Origin of the sequence: Streptomyces viridosporus, from assembly GCF_002078235.1 — a bacterium.
GTDB classification, from domain to species: Bacteria; Actinomycetota; Actinomycetes; order Streptomycetales; family Streptomycetaceae; genus Streptomyces; species Streptomyces viridosporus.
The window spans coordinates 1-14,539 of sequence record NZ_MSGP01000512.1 but is presented as its reverse complement, the minus strand read 5'-3'; the positions used below and the strand labels follow the sequence as shown (position 1 = coordinate 14,539).

Annotated in this window: 16 protein-coding genes; 11 read left to right on the top strand and 5 right to left on the bottom strand. The window is 73.4% G+C overall.

The window, feature by feature from the left end; genetic code table 11:
* Together B7L92_RS30930 and B7L92_RS30925 are read left to right on the top strand one after the other, a co-directional pair.
* Positions 1-334: DsbA family protein (locus B7L92_RS30930; protein ID WP_159461074.1), on the top strand; the 334-nt coding region annotated here is incomplete at its 5' end.
* Between the two features lie 468 nt (positions 335-802).
* Positions 803-1,345: an MOSC domain-containing protein gene (locus B7L92_RS30925; RefSeq protein ID WP_081240642.1), complete on the top strand. Its 543-nt coding sequence runs from the start codon at positions 803-805 to the stop codon at positions 1,343-1,345.
* Between the two features lie 45 nt (positions 1,346-1,390).
* Here the strand turns inward: B7L92_RS30925 and B7L92_RS30920 are convergent, their stop codons facing one another.
* Positions 1,391-1,753, bottom strand: coding sequence for an SAM-dependent methyltransferase (locus B7L92_RS30920; RefSeq protein ID WP_255311217.1), 363 nt, complete (start codon positions 1,751-1,753; stop codon positions 1,391-1,393).
* A 32-nt stretch (positions 1,754-1,785) separates the two neighbouring features.
* On the opposite strand from B7L92_RS30920, the gene B7L92_RS30915 reads away from it, so the two are divergent.
* Genes B7L92_RS30915 through B7L92_RS30905 form a run of 3 tightly spaced genes read left to right on the top strand, consistent with a single transcriptional unit; the run spans position 1,786 to position 3,717 of the window.
* Positions 1,786-2,193, top strand: a complete 408-nt coding sequence (locus tag B7L92_RS30915) for a YciI family protein (protein ID WP_081240640.1) — start codon at positions 1,786-1,788, stop codon at positions 2,191-2,193.
* Between the two features lie 8 nt (positions 2,194-2,201).
* The gene (locus B7L92_RS30910; RefSeq protein WP_081240639.1) at positions 2,202-3,386 is read left to right on the top strand and encodes an RNA polymerase sigma factor; all 1,185 of its coding nucleotides are present in this window, start codon (positions 2,202-2,204) and stop codon (positions 3,384-3,386) included.
* A gap of 49 nt (positions 3,387-3,435) precedes the next feature.
* Positions 3,436-3,717 (top strand): hypothetical protein, encoded by a 282-nt coding sequence (locus tag B7L92_RS30905; RefSeq protein WP_174704048.1) that lies wholly within the window; start codon positions 3,436-3,438, stop codon positions 3,715-3,717.
* A 71-nt stretch (positions 3,718-3,788) separates the two neighbouring features.
* On the opposite strand, the gene B7L92_RS30900 is transcribed toward B7L92_RS30905, so the two are convergent.
* Positions 3,789-5,297 (bottom strand): SulP family inorganic anion transporter, encoded by a 1,509-nt coding sequence (locus B7L92_RS30900; RefSeq protein WP_081240638.1) that lies wholly within the window; start codon positions 5,295-5,297, stop codon positions 3,789-3,791.
* A 405-nt stretch (positions 5,298-5,702) separates the two neighbouring features.
* Between B7L92_RS30900 and B7L92_RS30895 the strand changes: the two genes are divergently transcribed.
* The 4 genes from B7L92_RS30895 (at position 5,703) to B7L92_RS30880 (ending at position 8,674) form a co-directional block, all read left to right on the top strand.
* The gene (locus B7L92_RS30895) at positions 5,703-6,125 is read left to right on the top strand and encodes a MerR family transcriptional regulator (RefSeq protein ID WP_016827484.1); all 423 of its coding nucleotides are present in this window, start codon (positions 5,703-5,705) and stop codon (positions 6,123-6,125) included.
* A 487-nt stretch (positions 6,126-6,612) separates the two neighbouring features.
* Positions 6,613-7,605 carry a dihydroxyacetone kinase subunit DhaK gene (dhaK, locus tag B7L92_RS30890; RefSeq protein WP_081240637.1) on the top strand — a complete coding sequence of 331 codons (993 nt, stop codon included), beginning with the start codon at positions 6,613-6,615 and terminating at the stop codon, positions 7,603-7,605.
* A 48-nt stretch (positions 7,606-7,653) separates the two neighbouring features.
* Entirely contained in the window at positions 7,654-8,271 is a 618-nt protein-coding gene (dhaL, locus tag B7L92_RS30885; RefSeq protein ID WP_081240636.1) for a dihydroxyacetone kinase subunit DhaL, read from the top strand.
* The gene (locus B7L92_RS30880) at positions 8,264-8,674 is read left to right on the top strand and encodes a PTS-dependent dihydroxyacetone kinase phosphotransferase subunit DhaM (RefSeq protein WP_081240635.1); all 411 of its coding nucleotides are present in this window, start codon (positions 8,264-8,266) and stop codon (positions 8,672-8,674) included. Before dhaL ends, B7L92_RS30880 begins: the two co-directional genes overlap by 8 nt.
* A gap of 127 nt (positions 8,675-8,801) precedes the next feature.
* Here the strand turns inward: B7L92_RS30880 and B7L92_RS30875 are convergent, their stop codons facing one another.
* On the bottom strand, positions 8,802-9,446 hold the full coding sequence (locus tag B7L92_RS30875) for a glycoside hydrolase family 75 protein (RefSeq protein ID WP_081240643.1): 645 nt from the start codon (positions 9,444-9,446) through the stop codon (positions 8,802-8,804).
* A gap of 446 nt (positions 9,447-9,892) precedes the next feature.
* On the opposite strand from B7L92_RS30875, the gene B7L92_RS30870 reads away from it, so the two are divergent.
* Complete coding sequence (locus tag B7L92_RS30870) at positions 9,893-10,891, top strand: fibronectin type III domain-containing protein (protein WP_081240634.1); 999 nt, start codon at positions 9,893-9,895, stop codon at positions 10,889-10,891.
* 170 nt (positions 10,892-11,061) lie between these two features.
* Positions 11,062-11,595, top strand: a complete 534-nt coding sequence (locus B7L92_RS30865) for a hypothetical protein (RefSeq protein WP_081240633.1) — start codon at positions 11,062-11,064, stop codon at positions 11,593-11,595.
* 78 nt (positions 11,596-11,673) lie between these two features.
* Here the strand turns inward: B7L92_RS30865 and B7L92_RS30860 are convergent, their stop codons facing one another.
* Positions 11,674-12,249, bottom strand: coding sequence for a PadR family transcriptional regulator (locus B7L92_RS30860; protein WP_081240632.1), 576 nt, complete (start codon positions 12,247-12,249; stop codon positions 11,674-11,676).
* A gap of 32 nt (positions 12,250-12,281) precedes the next feature.
* Positions 12,282-14,297, bottom strand: coding sequence for an NADPH-dependent 2,4-dienoyl-CoA reductase (locus B7L92_RS30855; protein ID WP_081240631.1), 2,016 nt, complete (start codon positions 14,295-14,297; stop codon positions 12,282-12,284).
* Between the last annotated feature and the right edge of the window lie 242 nt (positions 14,298-14,539).

Genomic DNA, 14,539 nt, shown 5'->3' with positions numbered 1-14,539 from the left:
CGAGCTCGCCGCCCGGGCGGCCGTCGCCGCCGACGCCCAGGGACGCTTCTGGCAGATGCACGACCTGCTCTTCGCCCACCAGGACCAGCTCGAGTTCGAGGACATCCTCGGCTACGCCGGCCAGGTCGGACTCGACGTCGAGAGGTTCCTCGAGGACCTCGACTCGGAGCGGACGGCGGCCCGGGTGCGGGCCGACGTGGCCAGCGCCGAGGCCAGCGGTGCCCAGGGTGCTCCCACCTTCTTCATCGGCAACCGCCGCCACACCGGGCCGTACGACGCGCAGACACTGGCCGCCCGGCTCGAGGCGTCCGGCGCCGACGGGGGCCCCGCGTAGCCCTGCCGACGCCACCACGTTCTCGCACGTGCGGCAAAGCTCCTGGAGGAGGGCCTGCGGGCCGGAAGGGGGCGGGTCGACACCCGCCCCCTTTTCAGGAGCCTCCCGGGCCCTTCCGCTGCGTTCACCGACGCCCCGGGCCACGACGAGCGCGCCGACGGGCCCGGCCTCGCGTCCGGTCAGGTCGTCTCCGGTGCGTGCGCGCTCCGGGGCCGGCGTCCGCGCGGAAGGCTTCCGCCGTGAGGAATCGCGGGCCCCCGCCGGTACCGGTCTGCCCGCCTGGCTCCCCACCGCCCGGGCCCCTCGGTCGCCCGTGCACACGGTCACCGGCGTCGCGGCGCATCGGGCCCGTCGACCACCCCCGCGAACACGACCTCGACTTCTGGAACCGCGTGCCCTGACACAGCCGATGCGGTCCGAGGGATGGGATCATGACCGAATCACCGTCGCCAGGAGGGGGATCCGGACATGAACGGGACGGTAACAGCGGTCAGCAGCAACGGCGTGTACTCGTTCACCAAGCCGAACCGGGACAGCATCACGCTGCTCGCCGGGCTCGGTGTCGAGGGGGACGTCCATGCCGGCGTGACGGTCAAGCACCGCTCGCGGGTCGCGCAGGACCCGACCCGACCGAACCTGCGCCAGGTCCACCTCATCCACGAAGAGCTCTTCGCCGAGGTCGGCACGGAGGGCTTCGAGGTGGCGCCCGGCGACCTCGGTGAGAACATCACCACCCGCGGCATCGATCTGCTCGGCCTGCCGGTCGGCACGCTGCTGCGCATCGGCGACGGTGCGGTGCTGGAGGTGACCGGCCTGCGCAATCCCTGCCTGCAGATCGACGCCTTCCAGGAAGGCCTGCTGAAGCAGGTGGTCGGCCGCGACGAAGCCGGGAACGTCGTGCGCAGGGCCGGAATCATGAGCATCGTGAAGGAGGGCGGCACGGTGCGCCCGGGCGACACGATCGAGGCGGAACTCCCCAGCGGGCCGCACCGCCCCCTGGAGCGGGTCTGACGCCTCCTGCCCGGGCGGGCCCCGCGCATGCGACCGGGAGGGCCCCTACTCCTTGGGGCCCACCGCCCCGACGGCGTGGCCCTGTTCGTGAGGGATGCCCGCGGAGTCGGGGTCCGGGCGCCAGTCGGTGAACCTGACCGGGCCCGGTTCGACCAGACGCAGCCCCCGTAGGAAGCTCCCGATGTGCTCGGGCGAGCGCAGGTGGTGCGTGTGGACGGACTGCGCGTTGTACGCCTCGACGGCCTTCTCGAGTCGTTCGTCTCGGACAGCGCGGCGCCCTGGAATCCGGCGGCCGACCCCGGCACCGCGGGACGGCGTCCCCGGGCTCGTCCGGGAGGGCCCGAAAAAAGTCGGGCGGCGATGTCGAGAACCCGTGGCCGGCTCCGTCCCCGCAGTGAACGCGACCACAATGGGTCGCACCAGCACCGAGGAGAGACACGATGGCCAAGTACCTGCTGCTCAAGCACTACCGCGGCGCCCCGGCCCCGGTCAACGACGTGCCCATGGACCAGTGGACCCCGGAGGAGATCTCGGCCCACGTGCAGTACATGAACGACTTCGCGGCCCGGCTCGAGAAGACCGGCGAGTTCGTCGACGGTCAGGCGCTCGCCCCCGAGGGCATGTTCGTCCGGTACGACGGCGAGGGGCGCCCGCCGGTCACCGACGGCCCGTTCGCCGAGACCAAGGACCTCATCGCCGGCTGGATGGTGATCGACGTCGACAGCCGCGAGCGCGCCGTCGAGCTGGCCGGGGAACTGTCGGCCGCTCCCGGGGCGGGCGGGAAGCCGATCCACGAGTGGCTCGAGGTGCGCCCGTTCCTGGCCGCGCCGCCCACCATCACGGAGTGACCTCGTCGATGGACGAGGTCCTCCTGCGGAGCCTCACGCCGAGCGTGCTCGCCGTTCTCGTCCGCCGCGGAGCCGACTTCGCGGCGGCCGAGGACGCCGTGCAGGACGCGCTCATCGAGGCGGTCCGCGTCTGGCCGACCGCTCCCCCGCGTGACCCGAAGGGCTGGCTGGTCACCGTGGCCTGGCGCAAGTTCCTCGACGCGGCCCGGGCGGACGCGGCCCGCCGCCGGCGCGAGGACCTCGTCGACGAGGAACCGGCGCCCGGGCCCGCGCCCGCGGTGGACGACACGCTCCAGCTCTACTTCCTGTGCGCCCACCCGTCACTGACGCCGTCGTCCGCGGTCGCGCTCACGCTGCGCGCCGTCGGCGGACTCACCACCCGCCAGATCGCCCGGGCCTACCTGGTGCCCGAGGCGACCATGGCGCAGCGGATCAGCCGGGCCAAGCGCACCGTCTCCGGCGTTGGGGTCTCCCCTGCTCGAGCGAAGCCGAGAGCTTGGGGAAGGTTCGACCGGCCCGGCGACGTCTCCACCGTGCTGCGCGTCCTCTACCTGGTCTTCAACGAGGGCTACTCCGGCGACGTCGACCTCGCCGCCGAGGCCATCCGGCTCACCCGGCGGCTCGCCGCCGCGATCGACCACCCCGAGGTGGCGGGGCTGCTCGCCCTCATGCTGCTCCACCACGCCCGGCGCGCCGCCCGGACCGCTCCCGACGGCAGCCTGGTGCCGCTCGCCGAGCAGGACCGCGGCCGGTGGGACACCGCGCTGATCGCGGAGGGCGTCGAGATCCTGCAGGCGGCCCTCGCCCGCGACCGGCTGGGCGAGTTCCAGGCCCAGGCCGCCGTCGCGGCGCTCCACGCCGACGCGCCCACCGCCGAGGAGACCGACTGGGTGCAGATCGTCGAGTGGTACGACGAGCTCACGCGCCTGACCGACAGCCCGGTCGTCCGGCTCAACCGCGCGGTCGCCGTCGGCGAGGCCGACGGACCGCGCGCCGGACTGGCGGCGCTCGCGGAACTGGACGCCTCACTGCCCCGCCACACCGCGGTGGCGGCGTACCTCCACGAGCGCGACGGCGACCTGGCGACGGCGGCACGGCTGTACGCCGAGGCGGCCCGGAAGGCACCCGACCTCGCCGAGCGCGACCACCTGACACGGCAGGCCGCCCGGCTCAACACCCGCCGACGTCGCTGACGGGCCGCGCCCGGACTCCTCACTGTCCGGAGGACAGTGGCAGCGCCTGGTGTGCGGACGTGCCCTGGACCGGCGGACACCGCTGCTGGTCCCGGACGAACCGGCCTCCCGGACGGACGCCCGCGGCGAGCACGCCGTCCTCCTCCGGATCAGGAGGATCGCCGCCGAACGCATGACCGTCGTCGTCACCCACCGGCTCGAGGGCACCCGTCTCGCCGACCGCGTCCTCGTCATGGACGAGGGCCGGGTCGTCGGGCACGGACGGTACGAGGACCTGGTCGACGCCGGCGGCCTGCTCGCCGACCTCGTCGCCCTGGCGAACGACCGGTGACCCGCCCACCCGTGCGGGGGTCCCCCGGCCACCGGGCCGGGGGATCCCCGCCGCCGTCAGTGGGGTGACGATCAGTGGGCGGACAGTTCGCCGGTGAGCTTGTCGTGGAGCTGGGCGCTGGGGGCGTTGAGGCCGGTGATCTCGACGGTCTTGCCGTACCGGGCGTACTTGGTCTCGACGGCGTCGAGGGCCGCGACGGAGGAGGCGTCCCAGATGTGCGCCGAGCTCAGGTCGATGACGACCTTCTCCGGGTCGGTGGCGTAGGCGAACCGGCCGACGAGGTCGTTGGAGGAGGCGAAGAACAGCTCGCCGGTGACCCGGTAGACCACGGTCGTGCCGTCGGGGTCGGTGACGGCCGTGACCTCGGCGAGGTGGGCGACGCGCTTGGCGAAGACGACCATGGCGGTGACGGAGCCGACGACGACGCCGATGGCGAGGTTGTGGGTGGCGACGACGCAGGCGACGGTGACGAGCATGACGGCGATCTCGCCGGCGGGCATCCGCCGGAGCGTCTTCGGGGCGACGGAGTGCCAGTCGAAGGTCGCGAACGACACCATGACCATGACGGCGACCAGGGCGGCCATGGGGATGTCGGAGACGACCGGGCCGAAGACGATGCACAGCACCATCAGGAACGCGCCGGCGAGGAAGGTCGACAGGCGGGTGCGGGCGCCGGAGACCTTCACGTTGATCATCGTCTGGCCGATCATGGCGCAGCCGCCCATGCCGCCGAAGAAGCCGGTGACGATGTTGGCGATGCCCTGGCCGATGGACTCACGGGTCTTGTCGGAGCGGGTGTCGGTGATGTCGTCGACGAGCTTCGCCGTCATCAGCGACTCCATCAGTCCGACCAGCGCCATCGCGAACGCGTACGGGGCGATCGTCGTCAGCGTCTCCAGCGTGAACGGCACGTCCGGCAGGCCCGGCACGGGCAGCGAGGACGGCAGCTCGCCCTTGTCGCCCACGGTCGGCACGGCGATGCCCGCCGCGACCGTGATCACGGTGAGGACGACGATCGAGACGAGCGGGGCCGGGACGACGGTGGTGATCCTCGGGAAGAACACCATCAGCGCCAGGCCGCCGATGATCAGCGGGTACACGGGCCAGGGCACGTTCCGCATCTCCGGCACCTGCGCCATGAAGATGAGGATGGCGAGGGAGTTGACGAAGCCGACCATCACCGAGCGCGGGATGAACCGCATCAGCTTCGCCACTCCGAGCGCCCCCAGGACGACCTGGAAGGCGCCGGCCAGGATGACGGCCGCGATCAGGTGGCCGAGACCGTGTTCACGGTTCAGCGGGGCGACCACCAGGGCGATGGCACCGGTGGCGGCGGAGATCATCGCTCGCCGACCGCCCACCACCGAGATCACGACGGCCATGGTGAAGGAGGCGAACAGGCCGATCGCCGGGTCGACGCCCGCGATGATCGAGAACGAGATCGCCTCGGGGATCAGGGCCAGGGCGACGACCAGGCCGGCCAGGACCTCGGTGCGCCAGACCTTGGGGTCGGAGATCCAGTCGGGCTTCAGGCCGCGCAGACGTGCGGCCGGGGACGGGGCGGGTGCGGCAGAAGACAAGGGAGACGGAACCTGTCGTGCTCGGGCACACCCCGCTCGGCAGGCGGGGGGTGTGCGGGAGGGCGCGGAGGGGCCGGGGCGGCACCCCGCGGGTGGCACCGCGGGACGCGGAGCCGGGAGGCGAAGGAGACGGAGCGGGGCCGTGCGGCGGCGCGGCCGGACTCATGTCCGGGGGTGGAGTGTCACGGCGGACAGGCGGCGCCGGGCGTCGTGGGCTCGCGCACGCTTCTCTCCTGCAAGAATCGGGATTCCGACGGGGGCGTCGTCGGCCCCGACACGACAACGGCGGGGCAGCGGCACACCGCCCTCGCCGTTCAGCAACTCTACCCTAACGTTAGGGTAGAGATCGGCGGTGCCCACCCGGGCCGGGCCGACGGAGACCAAAAGGACCAGAGGATCAGCGGCGTGGACGGCAAGCACATGCAGATCGGCGAGGTCGCCGCGCGGACCGAACTGTCCCTGCGCACCATCCGCCACTACGAGGAGACCGGTCTCGTCATCCCCTCCGCCCGTTCCCAGGGCGGCTTCCGCCTCTACACCGAGACCGACGTGCAGCGCCTCATGGTCATCCGGCGCATGAAGCCGCTCGGCTTCACCCTGGACCAGATGCGCGACCTGCTGGACGCCACCGACCGCCTCGACGCCGACGGCGGGCTCGACGGCGAGGAGCGCGAGGCACTCCTCGACCGGGTCCGCGCCTATCAGCGGGTCGCCGCCGAACAGGTGGAGAAGCTCCGGGTCCAGCTGTCCCGGGCCGAGGATTTCGAGGGCACGCTGCGGGCGCGACTGGAGCAGGCCGTGCCGCCCGCCGCCACGGGGCGGGGCTGACGCCCTTGCGGCCATTCGGCGGCGCCCGTTCCTTTCCGCCGGTGGTTCCGGTGCCGGACGTCGCGCACCGGGCGGTGCCGGCCGGTGCGCGTGAGCCGCCGCGGGCGACGGTCGCGATACGGGCGGCGGGCGACCTCCGCGGCCCAGGTGTCCGCCCGACACGTTCCACGCAGGACGCCGCCGTCCGGTCACGACCGGACCCGCCCGCTCCGGAACCGGGGCACGCCCACGACGTCCTCGCGCGTGCCCTTCGCTGCCGCAAGACCGATACTGCCGACAGCGGCACTCCATCCGATTCCCACCCGACCGCCCGACCGCCCGATCGCCCTGACGGCCCGTCACCGAAGTCGGCGTCGCATCGGCGTCAGTACCGCCACAGCCCGCTTCCGGCCGCTACCGACCACCAAGGTCGAAAAGTCCCCGTACCCGATCCGACCAGCGAAGACGCAGACCGAAAACCCACCCACTGAGCTCCCAGGAGGCACCCATGAAGATGCTCATCAACGTCCCGGAGACCGTCGTGGCGGACGCGTTGCGCGGCATGGCGGCGGCCCATCCCGAGCTGGCGGTGGACGTGGAGAACCGGGTGGTCGTGCGCAAGGACGCGCCCGTGGCCGGGAAGGTGGCCCTGGTCTCCGGCGGGGGGTCCGGGCACGAGCCGCTGCACGGCGGGTTCGTGGGACCGGGGATGCTGTCGGCGGCCTGTCCCGGAGAGGTGTTCACCTCGCCCGTGCCCGACCAGATGGTGCGGGCGGCGGCGGCCGTGGACAGCGGGGCCGGGGTGCTGTTCGTCGTGAAGAACTACACCGGTGACGTGCTCAACTTCGACATGGCCGCCGAGCTGGCCGAGGACGAGGGCATCCGGGTCGCGAAGGTGCTGGTCAACGACGATGTCGCGGTGACCGACAGCCTCTACACGGCCGGGCGGCGGGGCACGGGGGCGACGCTGTTCGTGGAGAAGATCGCGGGCGCGGCGGCGGAGGAGGGCCGGACGCTGGAGCAGGTGGAGGCGATCGCCCGGCAGGTGAACGAGAACTCCCGCAGCTTCGGTGTGGCGCTGAGCGCCTGCACGACGCCCGCCAAGGGCAGTCCGACCTTCGACCTCCCCGCCGGTGAGCTGGAGTTGGGCATCGGCATCCACGGGGAGCCCGGCCGGGAGCGGCGGCCCATGATGACCTCCGGCGAGATCGCCGGGGTCGCCGTCGACGCGATCCTGGAGGACCTCACCCCGCGCAACCCCGTCCTGGTCCTGGTCAACGGCATGGGCGCGACGCCGCTGCTGGAGCTGTACGGCTTCAACGCCGAGGTGCAGCGGGTGCTCGGCGAGCGCGGTGTGCCCGTCGCCCGGGTCCTCGTCGGCAACTACGTCACGTCCCTGGACATGGCGGGCGCCTCGGTCACCCTGTGCCAGGTCGACGAGGACCTGCTGCGGCTGTGGGACGCGCCGGTGCGGACGCCGGGGCTGCGCTGGGGCATGTGAGGGACGCCGGGAAATGCTTCACGAAGACCTAGTACGCGAGGAGATCCCGTGCTCGACGCCGACTTCTTCCGCCGTTGGATGACGGTGACCGCCGCATCCGTGGACCGCGAGGCGGACCGGCTGACCGCCCTCGACTCGCCGATCGGCGACGCCGACCACGGCAGCAACCTCCAGCGCGGATTCGCGGCGGTGCGGACCGCGCTGGAGAAGGAACCACCCACCACACCCGGCGCGGTGCTGGTCCAGTCCGGACGGCTGCTCGTCTCGACCGTGGGCGGTGCGTCGGGCCCGCTGTACGGGACGCTGCTGCGCCGCACCGGCAAGGCGCTCGGGGAGGCCACCGAGGTCGACGAGCGGCAGCTGGCCGAGGCCCTGCGTGCCGGGGTGGACGCGGTGATGCAGCTCGGGGGTGCCGCGGCGGGCGACAAGACGATGATCGACGCGTTGCTGCCCGCCGTGGACGCGCTCGGTGACTCGTTCGCCGCGGCCCGCAGCGCCGCCGAGGAGGGCGCCGTGGCCACGACGCCGTTGCGGGCCCGCAAGGGCAGGGCCAGTTATCTCGGCGAGCGGAGCATCGGGCACCAGGACCCGGGGGCCACGTCGGCGGCGCTGCTGATCGCCGCGCTGGCCGATGCCGCTTCGGGGGCGGGGGCCGGGGATGAGTGACGGGAAGACGGTGGGCATCGTGCTGGTGTCGCACAGCGCGACGGTGGCCGCGTCGGTGGCGGAGCTGGCGAAGGGGCTGGCGGGCGCCGGTACCGCGGTGCCGGTGGCACCGGCGGGCGGCACCGAGAGCGGCGGCCTGGGCACGAGCGCGGAGTTGGTCTCCGCGGCGGCCGCGTCCGTCGACCGCGGAGCCGGTGTCGCCGTCCTGGCCGACCTGGGCAGCGCGGTGCTCACGGTGAAGGCGCTGCTCGCCGAGGGCGACGAGCTGCCCGAGCACACCCGTCTGGTGGACGCGCCGTTCGTGGAGGGCGCGGTGGCCGCGGTGGTCACGGCGGCCGCGGGGGCCGATCTGGCGGCGGTGGAGGCGGCGGCCTCGGAGGCGTACACGTACCGGAAGACGTGAGGGGCCGGCGGGCGCGAGGGGCCGGCGGGGCGGCTCCCTCCGCCCCGCCGCCTCCCCTTCGCCGTCCCCCGCCGACACCGGCTCCCCGAGCCGGTGGTTCCGGCCGTGCGACGTCCCTGCGGCCGGTTCAGCCGCCGTTCACGAACTGCCGGGCCAGCCGCTCCCCCTCGGTCACCGCTGCCCGGTGGTCCTCGATGGGGGTCGCCCGGCTGTCCTTGAACACGATGTAGGTGACACCGGAAGGCGCGCCGCCGCTTCGCGGGTCGGGGTTGATGCCGAGCGCCTCGGCCATGGCGTAGGACGCCTCGCCGATGACGTTTGTGGGGCCGGTGTCGCCGACGACCCCGTACTGCACCCGGCCCTGGTACACCACCGCCACGACCGATCCGCCGCGCACGCCGTGGGCCCGGTAGTCCCATACGGCGCTGGGCGCGGGCACCACCACGAAGGGCAGGTCCTCGGAGCTCAGCGGGAGGCCGTCGGACTGGGCGAAGGCCGTGGCGGCGGAGAAGTACGGGTCGTTCAGGGGGTTGCAGTGGCGGCCGGGACGGCCGTCGCAGTCGATGTCCATGTCGGCCTTCCAGAACACGGCGTCGTGGGTGCCGCACACCGGGACGGTGGCGGAGGAGCCGTGGTCCTCGCGGTAGCGGCCCTGGGAGACGGGTGCGCAGTCGCGCACCTCGGCCAGCAGTTCGGCGGCGGAGACGGGGGCCGCGCGCCACGCGACCGGTTCGGTGCGGGTCTGCGGCACGGCGGCGGCGGGAAGCGTCATGGGAACGAGCAGGACGGCACCGGCTACGGCCAGGGTGAACGACTGTATTCGGGACACGATCAAGAGGGCCTCTCGTCGGGGACACTGACGGTCACTCGGCCCCATTTGATCCCGCGGCGGTGCCGGCGCCACCCCGGCAGGGCCGGACGGTGGACGGTCGCGTCGGCGGCCGTGACAGGGCCGGGGGCCCGAACCCGTGTCCGCTCCGGCCCCCGGCCGCCCGCGCCGGCGCGGGATCTGCGACGACAGCGGTCCGCGCCACGGGCCTGAACTCCCGAGCCCTCATGGGCAGTTCAGCCGTTCGCACCTTCAGCATACGTAATGTGCCGGAGCGCCGTTCACCGGCACCCTCTTGATGTGACCCCGTCATCGGGGCCATATTGGTCCGGACCATTACCCGGGCCCCCATCCGGGCCCCTGCCGTGTGCCGCCCCGGAGGCAGAGTCGTGCGAGGCGTTCCCGCTGTCGTGTCCCCGCGCCGCCTTGCCGCGCTCTGCGCGGTGTTCCTGCTGGTCACCTCCTGCGGAGGGGGCCGATCGGGTGAGGGAGCGGCGGACCGGCCGCCCGGAGCACCGACGGGCGTCACGGCCGAGGCCGGCAGTGCCACCAGCGTGCACGTCATGTGGAACGCGGTCGCCGCGGCCGACGCCGAGGTGAGCCGGTACGAGGTGTATCAGGGCACCACCAAGGTCAAGGAAGTACCCGGTTCCGAGCACATGGTGGACGTCACCAGGCTCCGTCCCTCGACCGTGTATGTCTTCACCGTGCGGGCGCGTGACGCGAAGGGGCGGCTCGGACCGAGCAGCCGGGAGGTCCGGGCGAGGACCCCCGGGGCGGCGGCAGCGGACGACTCCGCCCCGACCCGTCCGGCGAAGCTGCGCGGCCGGGCGGCCGGGAGCCGGGCGGTCCAGCTGTCGTGGTCCGCCTCGACGGACGACCGGGGCGTGGTGTCCTACGACATCCAGCAGGGCGGAACGAAGATCCACAGTGTCGGCGGGAACCAGACGGCCGCCGTGGTCACGGGGCTGCGGCCGGGCACCCGCTACGTGTTCACCGTCCGGGCCCGGGACGCGGCCGGCAACCTCTCCCCGGCCGGCGCCGCCGTCCGCCTCACCACCGCCGGCGGCGGGGCCGCCGCGCCCACCGCGCCCACCGGCTTCCGCGCCACGAGCCACCGCTCCGACGGGGCGTACTACCTCGACCTGAGCTGGGTGCCGCCGCGGGTGGACGGAGTGGTCACCGAGTACGAGGTGCACCTGGACGGCCGCGCGGCCACCTCGCTCGTCCAGGGCGGCGACGCCTCGCGCGACCGGGCGGCGTACCGCTTCTACGTGGGGCGGGAGGCGGGGGTCACCCATCGGGTCCGGATCCGGGCGATGCTGCCGGACGGAACCTGGGGCGGCTTCTCGGCGGAGCGCACGGTGACGACGGGCCCGCGGCGCTGACCGGTGCCCTCCGGTCGGCCGGACGGTGCAGGGCGTCACCTGCCCGGCGGCGACCGGAGTGCGCGGCGGGCCGGGTGCGTCTTGGCTGGTCGTGTGGCGGCACGGGTGTCCCCCGATTCTCGGCGGAGCGAGGAACGCACCGCCGGCCGTGCCCCCGGAAGGCAGTCCACATGCGCACCTCGAAGCCACTGCTCGGCTCCGGTCCGGTCGCGGCGGCCGCCGTGCTGGCCCTCGCCCTGACCGGTCCGGCCACCGCGAACACCGGGATCTCCGTCAGTACCACCGGGTCGACGGTCTCGGTCACCACCAGTGCGTGCACGCAGGCCAACGGCAGCTGGGGCAACGCCTCGCTGCTCACCAGCAGCCAGACGAGCTTCTCCCAGGGCCGTCAGGTGGCGCTGTCGGGGACCGCCTCGGGACAGTCCGCCGCGTGGGGGGACGTCGCCCCGGGCACGTACACGGTGATCGTGATGTGCTCGAACGGCAACCCCGCCGGCACCCAGTCCGTCATCGTCTCCCCCGCGCCCGATCCGCCGGCGGCCTCCCCCGCGGCCTCGCCGTCCCTCGGGGTGATGGGCGGCATCGGCGGCGGCTCGAAGGACTACGGCACGGCGGCGCTGGTGACGGGCGGCACTCTGGTCGGCACCGGTCTCCTCGCCACGGCCTGGTACGTGCGCCGGCGCAGCAGGCCGCGCCACCTGTAGGCCCGGCGCCGGCCGCCATCACGTCCGACGCGCTCCGGTCGGGCGGCCGGCGTCGTTCCACCGGGGAGCCCCGGGGGGTCACGCCCGGGGCTCCCCGGTCCGTTCCGCCTCCCCCGGGTCCGGCAGGCGCGCGAACTCCGACAGCGCGTGGCCGAGCCACTGGATCCAGAAGGTCTCCAGGTCGATACCGGCGCGCAGCACCAGGTGCCGCAGCCGGTCCTCCGTCCCGTCCTTGCCGGGCGGGAAGTCGCGCCGCTCGATCTCCCGGTACTCCGTCAGCTGGCGCTCGTGCAGCTCCAGATGGCGCCGCAGATCGGCCTCGAGCCCCGCCGCGCCGACCACGGCCGCCGCCCTCAGCCGCAGCAGCAGCGCGTCGCGGTGCGGCTTGGGGTCCTGGGGCGCGCCGGTCCAGCGGGCCAGTTCCGCGCGTCCCGCCGGCAGGACCTCGTACGCCTTCTTCTGCCCCCGGGCCGGCTGCTCGGCGGGGAGGGCCCGGATCAGGCCCTCCGCCTCCAGCTTCCCCAGCTCGCGGTAGATCTGCTGGTGCGTCGCCGACCAGAAGTAGCCGATCGACTTGTCGAACCGGCGAGTCAGCTCCAGCCCCGACGACGGCTTCTCGAGCAGGGCGGTGAGGATCGCGTGCGGGAGTGACATGGGGCTCATCCTAGGGACGGGCCGCGGGTCCCCTACAGCGCCGCCGCCAGCTCCGTGCCCTGCTTGACGGCGCGCTTGGCGTCCAGTTCGGCGGCCACGTCGGCGCCGCCGATCAGGTGGACCGTGCGGCCGGCGGCGACGAGCGCCTCGTACAGGTCGCGGCGCGGCTCCTGTCCGGTGCACAGGACGACCGTGTCGACCTCCAGGACGGTGCTCTCGCCGTCGATGGTGAGGTGGAGCCCGGCGTCGTCGATCCGGTCGTAGCGCACGCCCGGGACCATGGTGACCCCGCGGTGCCTGAGTTCGGTGCGGTGGATCCAGCCGGTGGTCTTGCCGAGGCCGGCGCCGACCTTGGACGTCTTGCGCTGGAGCAGGTGCACGGTGCGCGGCGGGGCGGGCCGCTCGGGCGCGGCGAGGCCGCCGGGGGCGCGGTAGTCGAGGTCGACGCCCCACTGGCGGAAGTACGTCTCGGGGTTCTCGTGCGCCTTGTCGCCGCCGTCGGTGAGGAACTCGGCGACGTCGAAGCCGATGCCGCCCGCGCCGAGGATCGCCACCCGCTCGCCGACGGGGGCGCCGTCGCGCAGCACGTCGAGGTAGCCGAGCACGCTCGGGTGGTCGACGCCGGGGATGTCCGGGGTGCGGGGGGTGACGCCGGTGGCGACGACGACCTCGTCGTGACCGGACACGTCGTCGGCGGTGACGTGGGTGTCGAGCCGTACGTCCACGGCCAGTTCGGCGAGCCGGGTGCGGAAGTAGCGCAGGGTCTCGTCGAACTCCTGCTTGCCGGGGACCTTGCGGGCCACGTTGAGCTGGCCGCCGATCTCGCTCGCGGCGTCGAACAGGGTGACGTCGTGGCCGCGTTCGGCGGCGCTGACGGCGCAGGCGAGGCCGGCCGGGCCGGCCCCGACCACCGCGATCCGCTTGCGGCGCCGGGTCGGGGCCAGCACCAGCTCGGTCTCGTGACAGGCGCGCGGGTTGACCAGGCAGGAGGTGATCTGCCCGCTGAAGGTGTGGTCGAGGCAGGCCTGGTTGCAGCCGATGCAGGTGTTGATCGCCTCGGGGCGGCCGTCCGCGGCCTTGGCGACGAAGTCGGGGTCGGCGAGCATCGGGCGGGCCATCGACACCATGTCCGCGTACCCCTCGGCGAGCAGCCGCTCGGCGAGTTCGGGGGTGTTGATGCGGTTGGTGGTGACCAGCGGGACCGACACCTCGCCCATGAGGCGCTTGGTCACCCAGGTGTACGCACCGCGCGGGACCGAGGTGGCGATGGTGGGGATGCGGGCCTCGTGCCAGCCGATGCCGGTGTTGATGATCGTGGCGCCGGCCGCCTCGACGGCCTTGGCCAGCGTGATCACCTCGCCCAGCGTGGAGCCGCCGGGGACCAGGTCGAGCATGGAGAGCCGGTAGACGACGATGAAGTCCTCGCCGACCGCCTCGCGCACCCGGCGGACGATCTCGACGGGGAAGCGCATCCGGTTCTCGTAGGAGCCGCCCCAGCGGTCCGTGCGGTGGTTGGTCTGCGTGGCGATGAACTCGTTGATCAGGTAGCCCTCGGAGCCCATGATCTCGACGCCGTCGTAGCCGGCCTGCCGCGCGAGGCGGGCGGCGCGGGCGTAGTCGTCGACGGTGCGCTCGACCTCGGCGTCGGTGAGCTCGCGGGGCGGGAAGGGGCTGATCGGCGCCTGGAGGGGGCTCGGGGCGACCAGGTCCCGGTGGTAGGCGTACCGGCCGAAGTGGAGGATCTGCATCGCGATGCGCCCGCCCTCGCGGTGCACGGCCTCGGTGACGACCCGGTGCTGCTCGGCCTCCGCCTCGGTGGTGAGCCGCGCGCCGCCCTCGTGGGGCCGCCCCTCGTCGTTGGGGGCGATGCCGCCGGTGACGATGAGGCCCACTCCGCCGCGGGCTCGGGCGGCGTAGAACTCGGCCATGCGCGCGAAGCCGCCCTCGGCCTCCTCCAGGCCGACGTGCATGGAGCCCATGAGGACCCGGTTGGGCAGCGTGGTGAAGCCCAGGTCGAGGGGGGTCAACAGGTGGGGGTAACGGCTCATCGGGCCCTCCGTGCACGCGGTGTCGTGCCTCTGTTGTAGAGGACGCCCACCGCTTTATGCAACTAGTTGCATAAGCGTGACGGAGGGCACAGCGGTCCGGTGGCGCCGCGTCCGGGGCCCCGGGCGCGGCGCCACCGGACCGCTGTGCCCTCCGTCACGCTTATGCAACTAGTTGCATAAAGCGGTGGGCGTCCTCTACAACAGAGGCACGACACCGCGTGCACGGAGGGCCCGATGAGCCG

What these genes read in the sequence shown, in the direction of transcription:
- B7L92_RS30925 (WP_081240642.1), top strand. Translation starts at nt 803, where the DNA reads ATGAACGGGACGGTAACAGCGGTCAGCAGCAACGGCGTGTACTCGTTC.
- B7L92_RS30915 (WP_081240640.1), top strand. Translation starts at nt 1,786, where the DNA reads ATGGCCAAGTACCTGCTGCTCAAGCACTACCGCGGCGCCCCGGCCCCG.
- B7L92_RS30910 (WP_081240639.1), top strand. Translation starts at nt 2,202, where the DNA reads ATGGACGAGGTCCTCCTGCGGAGCCTCACGCCGAGCGTGCTCGCCGTT.
- dhaK (WP_081240637.1), top strand. Translation starts at nt 6,613, where the DNA reads ATGAAGATGCTCATCAACGTCCCGGAGACCGTCGTGGCGGACGCGTTG.
- B7L92_RS30880 (WP_081240635.1), top strand. Translation starts at nt 8,264, where the DNA reads ATGAGTGACGGGAAGACGGTGGGCATCGTGCTGGTGTCGCACAGCGCG.
- B7L92_RS30875 (WP_081240643.1), bottom strand. Translation starts at nt 9,446, where the DNA reads ATGACGCTTCCCGCCGCCGCCGTGCCGCAGACCCGCACCGAACCGGTC.
- B7L92_RS30865 (WP_081240633.1), top strand. Translation starts at nt 11,062, where the DNA reads ATGCGCACCTCGAAGCCACTGCTCGGCTCCGGTCCGGTCGCGGCGGCC.
- B7L92_RS30860 (WP_081240632.1), bottom strand. Translation starts at nt 12,249, where the DNA reads ATGTCACTCCCGCACGCGATCCTCACCGCCCTGCTCGAGAAGCCGTCG.
- B7L92_RS30855 (WP_081240631.1), bottom strand. Translation starts at nt 14,297, where the DNA reads ATGAGCCGTTACCCCCACCTGTTGACCCCCCTCGACCTGGGCTTCACC.